This is a genomic window from Phytohabitans sp. LJ34, assembly GCF_052068095.1.
Classification (GTDB): Bacteria; Actinomycetota; Actinomycetes; order Mycobacteriales; family Micromonosporaceae; genus Phytohabitans.
The window spans coordinates 340,274-354,087 of sequence record NZ_JBQHDG010000007.1 but is presented as its reverse complement, the minus strand read 5'-3'; the positions used below and the strand labels follow the sequence as shown (position 1 = coordinate 354,087).

Here is a 13,814-nt window from a genome sequence, read left to right as displayed (position 1 = left end):
GGGACAGTCCGCTAGATCCCGGACGCTATCGCGCCGGCGGCGGCGAGCGCCGCGCGTGCCTCGACGCACAGGCGCCGCACCAGATGCTCCGCGGGGTACGGCTCGGTCAGCGAGTGCGTCTGACCGGCCCAGAGCGCGACGCCCTCGGCGTCGCCGGCCGCCAGCGCGGCCGCCCGCAGGGGCAGCGTCAGATGATCCACCTGGGGGTACGCCGCCGGCGTCGACACGAGCGGGTGACGGTTCATGAAGCCGTTGACGATGCTGCGTCCCCGCCGCCCGGTGAACGCGCGGGTGAACATCGTCTGCCGGGAAGTGCCCAGCACCGCCCGGTGCAGGCGGTCGGTGCCCGCCTCGGGGCAGGACAGGAACGCCGTGCCGATCTGCGCGGCGACCGCCCCCGCGGCGAGCACGGCGGCGAGTGCCGCGCCGTCCGCGACACCACCGGCGCCGATCACCGGCAGGCGGCAGGTGCGCGTGATGAGGCGCAGCAGCGCCAGCAGGCCGTACTCGCCGATGCCGCACACGTCGGTGAAACCACCGCGGTGCCCGCCCGCCTCCACGCCCTGGGCGATCACGGCGTCCGCGCCGACCGCCTCCGCGGCCAGGGCCTCGCTCGGCGTCGTGACGGTGACCAGCACGGTCACCCCGGCCTCGTGCAGGGCGTCGACGACCTCGCCGGAGGGCAGGCCGAACACGAAGGACACCACCGGCACCCCCTCCTGGCGCACCAGCTCCACCTTCTCGGCCAGGTGGTCGTCATCGCCGAAGGGCAGGCCGAGCCCCACGCGCTGCCGGGCCGCTTCGGTACTCAGCTGGTCGGTGTACTCGGCGATGTCGACGTCGAGCGCCGCGCCGCGGACCGGCCAGAAGATGTTGACCCCGAAGGGCGCGTCGGACAGCGCCTTGACTTCGTGGATCTCGGTGCGGACCGCCTCCGGCGTCTTGTAGCCGGCGGCGAGGAAACCGAGCCCGCCCGCCCGGCCGACGGCGGCCACGAGCCCGGGAAGGGACGGCCCGCAGGCCATCGGTGCGGCGATCACCGGCGCCGCGAGGTCACGTACGTCCACCAGCTCACCTCGCGCCGAAAAAGCCCACGCCCGCCGGTCAACCCGGCGGGCACGGGACGTTGCTGACTCAGTTCTCTACGAGACGTAGACCGATAACGCCGATCACGATCATGGCGAGGAATCCCAGCCGCGAAAGCGAGACTTCCTCGCCTAGCAGCACGATCCCGGTGACGGCCACGCCGACCGCGCCGATGCCGACCCATACCGCGTACGCCGTGCCCACCGGCAGCGACTTCAATGCGGCGGTGAGCAACACGAAGCTCAACGCGGAAAAGGAAATGCCGACCACGGAGGGCCAAATCTTGCGAAACCCGTCGGAGTTCTTCAAGGCGATCGCCCAGATGATCTCCAGCAGACCGGCGACTATCAGAATCAACCACGCCATGGCTATGCCATTTCCCTGATCATTCGGTGCGATGCGTCATGCGGCGTAGCCACCGTCGACCGAGAACTGGGCGCCGGTGATCCAGTTGCCGCCCTCCCCGGCGAGGTGGGCGACGGTGGCGGCGATCTCGTCCGGCGTGCCGTACCGCCCCAACGCGGTGAGCAGGCGCTCGGACTCGGCCGCCGGGTCGCTGGCCGGGTTCATCTCGGTGTCCGTCGGGCCCGGGTGGACCAGGTTGACGGTGATGCCGCGCGGGCCGAGGTCACGCGCCAGGCCGCGGGTGAACCCGATCAGCGCGGTCTTGCACAGCGAGTACAGCGTCACGTCCGTCACCGGTACGCGCTCGGCCCAGCAGGACCCGATGCTGATGATCCGCCCACCCTCGCGCATGTGCGGCAGGGCGGCCTGCGCGGCCACGAACGCGGACTTGACGTGGATCGCGAAGGAGGTGTCGATCTCCTCCAGGGTCACCTTGTCGATCGGGCCGTAAGGGAAGTTGCCGGCGTTGTTGACCAGGATGTCGAACCGGCCGAACTCGGCGACCGTGCGCTCGACCGCCGCCACCACCGCCTGCGGGTCCGCGCTGTCGGCCTGGATCGGCAGCCCGCGCCGACCCTCCGCCTTGATCGCGTCCGCTACGGATTTCGCCCGTTCCCCCGTGGTGGCGTAGGTGAGAGCCACATCGGCGCCCTCCTTGGCCAGTCGGGTTGCGATCGCGGCGCCGATGCCGCGGCTGCCGCCGGTGACCAGCGCCACCTTGCCCTCAAGCGTGGACACGTTCTTGCCCTTTCCTCGTGGTGTTTTCGCTACTGCTGACCGGGAAGCCGGATCGACTGGGCGTGCGAGAACACGTTCAGCGGATCCCACGCGGCCTTGACCTGCTGCAAACGCGGGTAGTTGTGCTTGAAGTACAGGTCGTGCCAGGCCACCCCGGTCGAGTTCCAGCGCCGGTCGCTCAGGTCGGCGTCGGCGTAGTTGATGAAGCACCCGTCGGTGACGTTGTTGGGCACCGGAACGCCGCCCGAGTCGGCGTAGACGGCGTGGTAGACGCCCCGGTGGAAGGCGAGGTGCTTTTCGTCGTCCTCCGGGTTGGCCCAGGCGGTGCCCCAGAGCAGCTTCATGACCGAGTCGCGGTGCGAGTCCGCGGTCGCCGACGGGTCGACCGCGTTGACCCTGCCGCCGTAGCCGGCGATCGTCACCACGAAGACCGGGTGGTCGTAGTCGGTCTCGGTGAGGCCCTGGTACAGCGCCGCGATCTGCGCCTCGGTGAACCCGCGCCGGTGGTAGCTGGACATGTACTTGTACCGGTCGGTCGGCGCGTGCATCCAGACCGCCGGCCACCCGGTGGCGTGCAGGTACGGCATCCGGCGGTGCTGCGTCACGGTGGGCTCGACACCGACCCCGTCGTTGACCGCGGCGACGAACGCGCGCAGCCGCCGCTCGGAGTCGGGGGCGGTCGCGTCCATCTGCATGGTCATGCTGAACGGGCCGGCGGCGCGGGTGGTCGGCTCCAGGCGGGCGGTCAGGTCCGCGTACGGCGAGTCGGGGGCGCTGTTGGCCTCGTGCCAGGTGCCGTAGTTGCGGATCAGTTGGGCGAAGCGGTCGGCGGTCATCCCGTCCCAGTCCCACGAGACCGAGCTGATCCACAGCTCGGACGGCGCCGCCGGGAGCAGCCGGGCGGGATCGGTGCCGGTGGCGCCGGGGGAGCGGAACCAGTAGCGCACGGCGATGCCGAAGCTGCCACCGCCACCGCCGGTGTGCGCCCACCAGAGGTCCCGGTTGGGGTCGGACGGGTCGCGGGTGGCCACGACGGCCTGCGCGCGTCCCTGCTGGTCGACGACCACGACTTCGACCGCGTACATGTGGTCGATGATCAAGCCGTGCTTGCGGCTGATCTGGCCGTATCCACCGCCGGGCACGTGCCCTCCGACACCGACCGAGTAGCAGGCGCCGCCGGGCAGGACGACGCCCCACCGCTTGAACAGCGTGTAGTAGAGCTGGCCGAGGCTGGCACCGACCTCGACCTCGACCGCGTTGCGGGTGGGGTCGTAGCGGATGCCCTTCATCTCGGACATGTCGACGATCGTCTTGACCTCGCGGTGGTCGACGAACCCCTCGTAGCAGTGCCCGCCGCTGCGCACCGAGATCCGCCGGCCGGCCCGCACCGCGTCCTGCACCGCCCGGACCACCTGCCCGGTAGTGCGGGGGAGGCAGATCTCGTCGGGGGAGCTGACGAACCGGTTGTTCTGACCACGGGTCAGGCCCGCGTAGCGCGCGTCCCCGCGCCGCACGGTCGTCGGAGCGACCTCGGCGGCGCCGGCGGGTGCCGGTGCGCCGGACGCCTCGGCGCCGGTCGCCAGGGCCGAACCGCCCAGCACCGCACCACTGAGCACGGCCGTGCGGCGCAGCAGTCGTCGACGCGACAACGTGGTCATCTACCAGCCTTTCTCGATCGGGTTGAGTCGCCTCAGCATGTCGGCTCGGGCGGCGCGCTACATCACGTAAGTACGGGATGCTTTATGGCCCCCGACAACGCGTGAAGACGTGATGTGCCGACCGCGCGCGGCGGTCCATCGTTGCCTCGGCGACGTACGAACGGAGGGACATAGTGAGCCTGCACCTGCAAAGTGGTAAGCAAGCGCAGTACGTGCCGGCCGGTGAGGGCCCGAGCGTGTGGACCTTCCTCGGCGACCGGTACACGGTCAAGGCGAGCAAGGAGTCGACCGGCGGTCCCCTCGGCCTGCTCGAGGCCCTGGTGGAGCCGGGCAGTGGCCCGCCGCTGCACATCCACCGCAACGAGGACGAGGCGTTCTACCTGCTGGAGGGTGAGCTGGAGCTCCAGGCGAACGGCGACACGTTCATCGCCCAGCCCGGATCGTTCATCTACATCCCGCGGGGCGCGCCGCACGCCTTCAAGAACGTCAGCGAGTCGACCGTGAAGATGCTCGGGTTCTTTCTGCCCGGCGGGTTCGAGCAGTTCTTCCTCGACATCGGCCACCCGGTGGTGCCGGGCGAGCCGCAGCCGCCGGGAATCGAGTACACCGACGACATCATGCGGAAGTTCGCCGAGTACGGCATGGAAGAGGTTTGAGCCAGTACGGCATGGAAGAGGTGGAGCGGTTCGCCGAGGCCGCGTGCGCCCTGGGCACCCCCAGGGCTCACGCGGCCTCGGCGTCCAGCCAGCTCCACAGCTCGGTGAGGGTCCGGGCGCAGCCGCCGCAGCCGGTCGAGGCGCGCGTGGCCGCCCGCACCCCGTCAAGACCCTCCACCCCCAGGCGCCGTGCCGTCACAAGCGCCCCTTTCGTCACGCCCAGGCACCGGCAGATCAGCGCCGCGTCCGGCAGCGCGCCGACCGGCTCCGTCACCTGGTCGGTGTCGCCGCGCAGCAGCAGACCGAGCCGGTCGGCCGGCACCGGCGCGCCGGAGTCGAGCAGCCGCGTCACCGGCCCGGCGGCATCGGGAAGCCCCACCAGCAGGGCGCCGACCAGGCGTTCCGCGCGGATGGCGAGCACGCCGTACCGGCCGCGCCCGGCGTCGGACACGCAGACGGTCTCGACACCCGCGGCGTCGGGCACCTCACCCACCACGGCCACGTCGATGCCGCGGGCCTTGAGCCGGACGACCTGCGGGGTACCCGTGTACCGGGCCTGCGGTGCGGCGCCGGAGATCAGGTCGGCCAGCACCCGCGCCTGCTCCCAGCAGGGCTCCACAAGCCCGTAGCAGCGGCCGCGGTGCTCGGCGCACTCGCCGATGGCGGAAACACCCGGTGCCGAGGTCGCCAGGCGGTCGTCCACCACGACGCCCCGCCGCACCAGCAGGCCACCGGTGCGGGCCAGGTCGACCTCGGGCGCCACGCCGGCGGTCACCACCACACCCGCGCACTCCAGGGACGTGCCGTCGGTGAGCTTGAGGGTGCCGCCGCTGACCGGCCCCGGCGTCCACGACGCGGCACCGACGCCGACCCGGACCTGCACGCCGTACGCGCGTACCGCGTCCGCCAGCACGGCGCCGGCGCCCGGGTCGAGCTGCCGTTCCATGAGGTGACCGGCCGGATGCACCAGCACCACGGTCGCGCCGCGCCCGGCCAGCCCGCGGGCCGCCTCGACGCCCAGCAGGCCGCCGCCGAGCACCGCGACCGGCCCATGGTCGGACAGCCGCGCGATGCCGTCACAGTCGTCGACGGTGCGGAACGTGAGAATGCCCTCGGCGGGTGCGCCATCCACAGTGGACAGGCCGGGCACCGGCGGCAGCAGGGGCCGGGATCCGGTGGCCAGGACCAGGTGGTCGTACCCGAGGCTGGTGCCGTCGGCGAGCCACACCCGGCGGGCGGCGGCGTCGAGCCGGACCGCCGGCATGCCCAGCCGCAGGTCCGCGTCGACGCGGGGCAGCTCGACGGTGTCGGCGGTGGCGGTGCCGGCGAGCACGGCCGAGAGCATCACCCGGTTGTATGCCGGCCGCCGCTCGGCCGCCAGCACGGTCACCGGAGCGTCCACGCCGCGCCGCCGCAGCTCTTCGACGAGGTGGTGGCCGGCCATGCCGTAGCCGACGACCACGACACGCGCGCCGCGCCCGGACCTCATCGGGCCTCCCCGCGCGGGTCGGGCTCCAGGCGGACCGCGGACACCTTGAAGCTCGGCATCCGGGAGACCGGGTCGAGTGTGGGATCGGTGAACAGGTTGGCCCGCTGCTCACCCGGAAAGTGGAACGGCACGAAGACCGTACCGGGCGGCAGATCGGCGTCGATTCGGACGGTGACCGACGCGGTGCCGCGGCGCCCCACGAGCCGCGCCCGGGTGCCGTCGGCGAGCCCCGCGCGGGCCGCCGTGTCCGGGTGCATCGCCACCGAGGCCACCGGCTCGGCCTCCAGCAGAGCCGGTACCCGCCGGGTCTGCGCCCCGGACTGGTAGTGCGCGAGCAGCCGCCCGGTCAGGACCCGCACCGGGAACGCGCCGTCCGGCTGCTCGGCCGCCCCGACGTACCCGGTGGCGGTGAACCTGGCCCGTCCGTCCGGATGGGCGAACCGTTCGGTGAACAGCCGCGGTGTCCCCGGATGGTCAGGGCTCGGGCACGGCCAGTGCAGCGCCGCACCCGCCTCCAACCGCTCCCAGGTGATGCCCCGGTAGTCGGCCGGGCCGCCGGCCGACGCGGCGCGCAGCTCGTCGTAGACCCGGCGGGGCGAGGTGGGAAACCGCCCGGCGGGCTGCCCCAGCCGGATCGCGAGTCCGTGCAGCACGTCGAGGTCGGATCGCACGCCGGGCGGCGGGGCAACCGCCCGGCGGCGGCGCAATACCCGGCCGTCGAGGTTGGTCATCGTGCCGTCCTCCTCCGCCCACTGCGTCACAGGCAGCACCGCGTGTGCGAGGGCGGCCGTCTCCGAGGGCACGAAGTCGGCGACCACCAGCAGGTCGAGCGCGGCCAGCCGGTCGGCCACGTGCCCGGCGTGCGGTGCGGAGACCACCGGGTTGGAGCCGAACACGAGCAGCGCCCGCGGGCCGCCGGGAGTGCCCGCGGCGTCCAGCAGCTCGTACGCCGACCGGCCGGGGCCGGGCAGGGAGTCGGCCGGCACACCCCACACCGCCGCGACGTGCGCGCGGGCCGCCGGGTCGTCGATGCGCCGGTACCCGGGCAGCTGGTCGGCCTTCTGCCCGTGCTCGCGGCCGCCCTGCCCGTTGCCCTGCCCGGTGAGCGTGCCGTACCCGCTGCCCGGCGTACCCGGAAGTCCGAGTGCGAGCGCCAGGTCGATGAAGGCGCCGACCGTCGCCGTGCCGTCGGCGTGCTGCTCCACCCCGCGTCCGGTGAGGACGTACACCCCGCGGCCCGCGCGGCGGGCACCGGCCAGCAGCGCCACCGCCCGGCGCAGCTCGGGGGCGCCGACCCCGCTGACCCGCTCGACCCGCTCCGGCCACCACGCCGCGACAAGGCGGCGCACCCGTTCCACGCCGGTGGTGCGGGCCGCGATGTACTCCTTGTCGCAGCATCCTTCGGCGAGCGCGACGTGCAGCAGGCCGAGCGCCACCGCCAGGTCGGTGCCGGGCTCCGGGCGCAGGTGCAACCCACCCCGGCTGACCGCCCACCGCGCGGTCGCCGAGCGGCGCGGGTCCACCACGATGAGCTGGGCGCCCTCCAGGTGGGCGAGCAGCGGCGGCATGGTGTCCGCCGGGTTGGCGCCGGCCAGCAGGACCACGTCGGCACCGTCCAGATCGGTCACCGGAAACGGCAGCCCGCGATCGACGCCGAACGCGCGCTGCCCGGCCGCCGCGGCCGACGACATGCAGAACCGCCCGTTGTAGTCGATCTGCGAGGTGCCCAGCGCGACCCGCGCGAACTTGCCCAACTGGTACGCCTTCTCGTTGGTCAGCCCGCCGCCGCCGAAGACCGCGACCGCGTCCGGTCCGGCCGCCCGCCGGATGGCGGTGATCCGCGCGGCGACAAGGTCGAGCGCCTCGTCCCAGCCGGCTGGCCGCAGCCGCCCGTCCCGGCGCAGCAACGGCGTGGTCAACCGGTCGGGAGCGGCCAGCACCGATGCCGCGGACCATCCCTTGCCGCACAGCCGCCCGCGGTTGGTCGGAAAGTCCCTGGGCGCCACGCGCACCGCCGGCGACCCGCCGGCGCCCTCCAGCGTGATGCCGCACTGGAGCGCGCAGTACGGGCAGTGCGAGTCCACGGTGGTCACACCCGCCTCCGCCCGAGCACGAACAGGCAGGACACGTAGAGCGCGAGAAAGCCGACGAAAGTGGGCGCGCCGGTGCCCGCGGCGTCCTGGTAGGAAAACCGGAACGCGAGGTTGACCGCCACCCCGCCGAGCGCCCCGACCGCGCCGGCGAAGCCGATCACCGCCGCGGTGTGCCGGTGCGCGCCGAAAACCTCCGGGATCATCTTGTACGTGGAGCCGTTGCCGAACCCGCTGACCACGACCAGCAGCAGAAACCCGGTGAGGAAGGCGACCAGGTAGCCGGCGGCGCTGGCCGCGATCACCAGCACGGTCGCCGACGCCATCACCAGGAAGACCCAGCGGGTCACCCGTGCCCCGCCCCACCGGTCGGCCACGCGCCCGCCGAGCGGCCGGGCCAGCGAGCCCAGCAGCGGACCGACGAACGTGACCGACGCCGCCCGCAGCGGATCCATGCCGAACTCGGCCTGCAAGACAAGCCCGAACGCGAAGCTGTAGCCGATGAACGAGCCGAACGTGCCGACGTACAGCAGCGAGATTGTCCACGTGGCCGGGTTCAGCAGCACCGGGGCACCGGTGGGTGGCCGGTTCATCGGCACGCTGTCCATGAACAGCAGCGCGCCCGCGGCGGCCACCACGATCAGCGGCAGGTAGACCAGCGCCACCGTCGCCGGATGCCCCCGCTCGCCCATCAGCACGAACAGGGCGAGCAGCTGGATCGCGGGGATCCCGAGGTTGCCGCCGGCCGCGGTGAGACCGAGCGCGGCGCCCTTCGACGTCTCCGGGTAGAAGAGGTTGACGTTGGCCATCGACGAGGCGAAACTCCCGCCGCCGAGGCCGGTCAGGGCGGCGAGCAGCAGGAAGACCCACAGCGGCGTCTGCGGCCGGTGCAGGAACACCGCGGTCAGCGCGCAGGGCACCAGCAACGCCGCGGTGCTCGCCGCCGCCCAGAGCCGGCCGCCGTAGCGCGCCAGCCCCACCGGGTACCCCAGCCGCGCCGCGCCGCCGACCAGGGTCGCGACGGTCACCAGCAGAAACTTGTCCGCGCCGGTGAGTGTGAAGCCGTGTCCCGGGGTCATGAACACCACGAGCACCGGCCACAAACCCCACACGGAAAAGCCGATGTGCTCGGTGAGGATGGTGAGGGCGAGGTTGCGCCGTGCGATGCGCCGGCCGGTCCTTTCCCAGAAGACCGGGTCGTCCGGCGCCCAGTCGCGCAGCCACCGGTCCGATCGCACCGCCGGTCGTACTCGTGGCGCTCCCACCGCAGGACGCATCGCTTTCCCTCCGCAGCCCGACGAGAGGGACACTCGCAGCAGCGGAAGACGCACACATCACGTAGTTTCGGGATTCACGATCAGTAACCGTCGTCTGTGGACGGAGAGCCCGCCGGCCTAGTCGGAGTCGTGGCCGGTGACGACCCAGGCGATTTCCTGGTCGGGATCTTCCAGGGCCAGATGCAGGTACCAGCCGGGTTCGTCGGCCTCCCGCCAACCGACGCACCGCAGCCGCTCGACGAGGGCCGTGACCGGCTTCGGGTCGGCGCCGGTGGTGGTGCCGGCCATGGCGGCCAACGCCGTCCACAGCGCGATCCGCCCGATGGCCTGCCCGGTCCAGTACTCGTAGGGTCGTTCGCCGCTGGCCAGATGCACCAGGTGGGGATACGCGTCCGCGAACGGGACCTGCCAGGCCTGGCAGGCGTCCCCGGACGCGGCGACGACCGACGCCGCCTCCCACGCGGTGCCGCGATACGCACTCGCCTCGACCGCCTCGGACAGTGCGTCGAGCACCGGCACCGCGTCGTGGTGTGCCGGTGCGACCTCGCTCGGCGGCAGCGCGACAGGATCGGGCCGCTCACGAGGAAAAGCCCAGATGACGCAGCCCGAGCCACCCCTGCGGTCATATGTGGGTATGTCCCACTCGCCGTCCCAGCGGGCAGACTCCCACGGCTCCAGCTTCAGCGGGGGACCGGGCCGCGGCGACTCCAGATCCGTGACGCCACGCAGATCCTCGCCGTGCAGTACACGAGTGTGGGCGACCAGGTAGCGGGTGCGCGCGTTGGTGAAATGCGGTTCGAGGTCTCGCCACGGACGGTGGGCGACCACCTCCCACAGAGGTCCCGGAAACGCCGTGTCCTCATCGGGAAACAGCTCGGCGGCGGCGACCGCGACGCGGGCCGGTGCTTCCAACGCCACGACGTGGGCCACTTCCCGCCGCTGCCCCAGCGGTGCCCCGTCCACCTTGGCGGCGAAATGGAGCAGCTCCTGCCAGCGCCCGGCATCCGCCAGCCGGTCCAGGTCGTCATAGGAAACCGCCGGCGCGTCCACGCGCCCATTCTGCCAGCGGTACGGTCCCGAGGTGCTTCCCGCCGCCCCGCGACCGCTGTCATCGCGGACGCGGTCCGGTCTATGCGCCGACCAGCCGTGTTCCGGCGATGCTCCGGATGGGTCCGGAAGGCGACAGTCGGGGATGACCGGCTGACAGTGACCCTCCGAGCGCCGGATCGTCGTATGGGATGTGGCCGCCCGCGGTGGGTGGCCGGTGTCTGGAGGGGGATGCGCAGATGGGCATGAGGGGATGGACGGGCGGCCGCGGCGTGCTGGTTTCCGCTGTCGTCGTCGTCGTGGCAGCCGGGGTAGCCGTTGGCGGCGTGCAGGTGGCGAACGCTTCGAGCGCGGCCCTGCCGGCACCCGCGGCCGCGCCGATCGTGGCCGCGTTGGCGGTGCCTGCCCCGGGAGCGGTGCAGGGCGGGATCGTCGTGGATGGCGTCACCGGGGAGGGCACCGCGATCGCCGGCGGCATCGACGTGGTCAAGTTCTCCGACGTGGTCAAGTCGCCGGTCACCGCGGGTGGTGGCGGCGCCGGCAAGCCGCAGGTGGCCGACCTCCAGGTCACCGGGGTGCTGGACGCGGGATACCCGGCGTTGTTCCGCAATGTCACCACCGGCCGTCACATGCGCACGGTGGCGCTGACGCTGTGTACCGACGCCAAGCGGTGTGCGGCCACGGCGTACCTGGGGGTCGACCTCGCCGACGCGGTCCTCACGCACGTGGCGGTCGACGCCGGCGGCGCGGTCCAGTTCTTCTTCGCGTTCCGGCAGATCACCTGGAAGTTCCTGCGTAACGGCACGGTGGTCAGCCAGAGCCAGTTCACCGTGGCGTGACCGGTCGACGCCGGGGTTACGGTGGTGCGAGCTCGACCCGCAGCCTGCTGTCGTCCACCAGGACGACCGCCGCGGCGGGTCCGTTCGACCGCCAGCATTCCGGTATCAGAAACCAGCGCTGGTTGCTGTAGATGAGAAGCCGAAAGCCGGAGTACCGGTAGCGGTAGTCGCCGTCCTTGCCGGGCGCCTGGGTCACGACGACGCAGGCGCCCGACAGCCGCAGATCCTCGGTGCTGTGGATGACCGCCGCCGGCCGCTGCCGCGGGTCCGCCGCCCACGACGCCGCCAGCCGTGCGCCGGTCTGCTGGGCGTAGACGGCGCAGCCCCAGAAACAGCCGAGGGCGACCGCGGCCCCCACCACAGCCCGGCGGAAGGTGGCGCGGTGGGGCGGTGGCGTCCGCGCCCATCGGGCCACCGCCTCCACCGTGAGCGCGGCACCGACCAGGCTCGCGGCGGCCGCGAGTGGACTTTTTGTCGTCAGTACTGGTAGGAGAACCACTCCCATTCGGCGGTTTCCACGCGTTTGGCGATGAGCGGGGAGGCGCCGGCGTTGTCGGCGGAGACGAAGCGGTCGTTGGCGGCGGATCGGAGCGCGATGCCGACGCCCTGGTGGTCGAGGTAGAAGGTCTGCCAGGAGGCGATCGCGGTGCGGCTGGCGATCAGCGGCTGGGCGCCGGCGCCCTCAGCCGTGACGTACCTGCCGTTGGCGTGCGCCCGCAGCGCGATCGTGTCGTTGCCGAGGTCGATCATGTCGAACTTCTCCCAGGTGCCGACCGCCGTGCGGCTGGCGACCAGTGGCTTGGCGCCGGCGCTCTCGGCCGAGACGATCTTGCCGTTCGCGGCGGCCCGCAAGCTGATCACCGACACCGGCGACGCCCAGGCGAACTTCTCCCAGGTGCCGATCGCGGGGCGGCTGGCGATCAGTGGCTTGGTGCCGGCGCTTTCCGCCGAGACGTAATTGCCGTTCGCCTTCGCCTTGAAGCTGATCGTGCCGTCCGCGTTGTCGACGAGCTCGAACCTTTCCCCGTCACCGATCGCGGGGCGGCTGGCGATCAGTGGCTTGGTGCCGGCGCTCTCCGCGGAGACGTAGTTGCCGTTGGACCTGGCCCGAAACGCGATGTACCCGGTGCCGGCGTCGACCAGGTCGAACTGCTCCCAGGTGTTGACGACGCCGGCGCTGGCGATCAACGGCGACGCGCCCCCGCTCGGCGTGGTGACGACCTTGTTGTTGGCCAGCGCGCGCAGGCCGGTGGTCGGCGGAAGGCCGGAACCGATGCGGAGCAGCCGGTCGGTCGACCGCGCGTTGCGCACGGCGCCCCGGGTCGCCGCGCCGACCATCCTGTTGCGCACCTGCTCCGGAGTCCACGCCGGGTTGGCGGAGAGCAGCAGGGCGGCCGCGCCCGCGGCGTGCGGGCTCGCCATCGAGGTGCCGGTGTACCGGTCGACGGCGGTGTCGCTGCCGGGGACGGACGACGCGATCTGGTGGCCGGGCGCGAAGATGTCCACGCAGGAGCCGTAGTTGGTCGACGTGATGCGGAAGTCGGCCTCGTCCGTGGCGCCGACGGTGATCGCCTCGGGCACCCGGGCCGGCGACTGGGTACAGGCCTCGAGGGGGCGACCGGTCAGGTCGCCGTTGCCGGCGGACACGGCGTAGCTGATGCCGGACGCGATCGACGCGCGCACCGCGGCGTCCAGGGCGGCCATTTCGCTCGCCGGCTCTTTGATGCCGAGGCTCATGTTGGCCACCGCGGGCCTGACGGCGTTGGCGGTCACCCAGTCCACGCCGGCGATGATCTCGGAGGTGTATCCGCCACCTTGGCAGTCGATGACCTGCACGGCGACCAGCCGCACGCCCTTGGCGACACCGTAGTCACGGCCGCCGATGGTGCCGGCCACGTGCGTGCCGTGGCCGTCGCAGTCCTCCGGGATGTCGTCGCCGTCCCGGAGGCGCTCGTCGATCTCGACGGCGTCGTATCCGTAGCCGGCGCGGCCACCGAACTGCTGGTGGGCGATGTAGATGCCGGTGTCGAGGACGTACGCGTGCACGTTCGCCGCCGCGGTCGGGTAGGTGAAGGACCTGTCGAACGGCAGCCACTGCTGGTCGACCCGGTCGAGCCCCCACGACGGCGGGTTGGGCTGAGTGTCGTGTTTGGACACTTTGCTGTCCTGCTCGACGTAGTCGACGTCCGGATCGGCCGCCACCTTCCGCGCCTGCGCCTCGGTCATCCGCGCGGCGTAGCCCCGCACCGTCGCGGTGTAGGTGTGGCTCACCGCGCCGCCGTACGCCCTGGTCAGGGCCTTGGCCTCGGTGGCCACGCCCGCGGCGGTGGCCTTCTTGTCCTTGAGAACGACGATGTAGCGGTCCTTGACGGCGCCGACCGCGCCGGCGCCGACGATGTCGGTGGTGGGAGCGGCGGCGAAGGCCGCACCACCACTCGAAACACCTGCCGCCGCCACTAGGACGGCCAAGGCGATGCCGCCAACTCTCTGAAGCTTGGACACTTGTGTCTCCCCCGTGTCGAGACGTAT

Annotated in this window: 12 protein-coding genes; 2 read left to right on the top strand and 10 right to left on the bottom strand. The window is 72.3% G+C overall.

The features are described from left to right. Nucleotides 1–11: 11 nt before the first annotated feature. From ACTMTJ_RS15675 to ACTMTJ_RS15660, 4 genes are all read right to left on the bottom strand, one after another. The gene (locus ACTMTJ_RS15675; protein ID WP_441217129.1) at nt 12–1,067 is read right to left on the bottom strand and encodes a nitronate monooxygenase; all 1,056 of its coding nucleotides are present in this window, start codon (nt 1,065–1,067) and stop codon (nt 12–14) included. Between the two features lie 67 nt (nt 1,068–1,134). After that, a complete protein-coding gene (locus ACTMTJ_RS15670; protein ID WP_441217128.1) occupies nt 1,135–1,452 on the bottom strand; it encodes a DMT family transporter in 318 nt (105 codons plus the stop codon). A gap of 36 nt (nt 1,453–1,488) precedes the next feature. After that, nucleotides 1,489–2,229, bottom strand: a complete 741-nt coding sequence (locus ACTMTJ_RS15665) for an SDR family NAD(P)-dependent oxidoreductase (protein ID WP_441217127.1) — start codon at nt 2,227–2,229, stop codon at nt 1,489–1,491. Nucleotides 2,230–2,258: 29 nt separating this feature from the next. Beyond that, complete coding sequence (locus ACTMTJ_RS15660; RefSeq protein ID WP_441217126.1) at nt 2,259–3,887, bottom strand: FAD-binding oxidoreductase; 1,629 nt, start codon at nt 3,885–3,887, stop codon at nt 2,259–2,261. Nucleotides 3,888–4,060: 173 nt separating this feature from the next. Between ACTMTJ_RS15660 and ACTMTJ_RS15655 the strand changes: the two genes are divergently transcribed. Continuing rightward, nucleotides 4,061–4,543: a quercetin 2,3-dioxygenase gene (locus ACTMTJ_RS15655; protein ID WP_441217125.1), complete on the top strand. Its 483-nt coding sequence runs from the start codon at nt 4,061–4,063 to the stop codon at nt 4,541–4,543. Between the two features lie 67 nt (nt 4,544–4,610). On the opposite strand, the gene ACTMTJ_RS15650 is transcribed toward ACTMTJ_RS15655, so the two are convergent. The 4 genes from ACTMTJ_RS15650 to ACTMTJ_RS15635 form a co-directional block, all read right to left on the bottom strand. After that, entirely contained in the window at nt 4,611–6,032 is a 1,422-nt protein-coding gene (locus ACTMTJ_RS15650) for an FAD-dependent oxidoreductase (protein ID WP_441217124.1), read from the bottom strand. Continuing rightward, on the bottom strand, nt 6,029–8,125 hold the full coding sequence (locus tag ACTMTJ_RS15645; protein WP_441217123.1) for a molybdopterin oxidoreductase family protein: 2,097 nt from the start codon (nt 8,123–8,125) through the stop codon (nt 6,029–6,031). Before ACTMTJ_RS15645 ends, ACTMTJ_RS15650 begins: the two co-directional genes overlap by 4 nt. Continuing rightward, entirely contained in the window at nt 8,122–9,360 is a 1,239-nt protein-coding gene (locus tag ACTMTJ_RS15640) for an MFS transporter (protein ID WP_441217122.1), read from the bottom strand. The genes ACTMTJ_RS15645 and ACTMTJ_RS15640 overlap by 4 nt, the downstream gene beginning before the upstream one ends. A 156-nt stretch (nt 9,361–9,516) precedes the next feature. Continuing rightward, the gene (locus ACTMTJ_RS15635; protein ID WP_441217121.1) at nt 9,517–10,449 is read right to left on the bottom strand and encodes a hypothetical protein; all 933 of its coding nucleotides are present in this window, start codon (nt 10,447–10,449) and stop codon (nt 9,517–9,519) included. Nucleotides 10,450–10,691: 242 nt separating this feature from the next. On the opposite strand from ACTMTJ_RS15635, the gene ACTMTJ_RS15630 reads away from it, so the two are divergent. Then, a complete protein-coding gene (locus ACTMTJ_RS15630) occupies nt 10,692–11,285 on the top strand; it encodes a type VI secretion system tube protein Hcp (protein WP_441217120.1) in 594 nt (197 codons plus the stop codon). Between the two features lie 16 nt (nt 11,286–11,301). On the opposite strand, the gene ACTMTJ_RS15625 is transcribed toward ACTMTJ_RS15630, so the two are convergent. Both ACTMTJ_RS15625 and ACTMTJ_RS15620 read right to left on the bottom strand, forming a co-directional pair. Next, entirely contained in the window at nt 11,302–11,790 is a 489-nt protein-coding gene (locus ACTMTJ_RS15625) for a hypothetical protein (protein WP_441217119.1), read from the bottom strand. Beyond that, nucleotides 11,763–13,787, bottom strand: a complete 2,025-nt coding sequence (locus ACTMTJ_RS15620) for a S8 family serine peptidase (protein ID WP_441217118.1) — start codon at nt 13,785–13,787, stop codon at nt 11,763–11,765. The genes ACTMTJ_RS15625 and ACTMTJ_RS15620 overlap by 28 nt, the downstream gene beginning before the upstream one ends. Between the last annotated feature and the right edge of the window lie 27 nt (nt 13,788–13,814).

Excerpts from the sequence above, each read along its gene's own strand:
- ACTMTJ_RS15670 (WP_441217128.1), bottom strand. The coding sequence starts at position 1,452 with ATGGCGTGGTTGATTCTGATAGTCGCCGGTCTGCTGGAGATCATCTGG.
- ACTMTJ_RS15660 (WP_441217126.1), bottom strand. The coding sequence starts at position 3,887 with ATGACCACGTTGTCGCGTCGACGACTGCTGCGCCGCACGGCCGTGCTC.
- ACTMTJ_RS15650 (WP_441217124.1), bottom strand. The coding sequence starts at position 6,032 with ATGAGGTCCGGGCGCGGCGCGCGTGTCGTGGTCGTCGGCTACGGCATG.
- ACTMTJ_RS15630 (WP_441217120.1), top strand. The coding sequence starts at position 10,692 with ATGAGGGGATGGACGGGCGGCCGCGGCGTGCTGGTTTCCGCTGTCGTC.
- ACTMTJ_RS15625 (WP_441217119.1), bottom strand. The coding sequence starts at position 11,790 with ATGGGAGTGGTTCTCCTACCAGTACTGACGACAAAAAGTCCACTCGCG.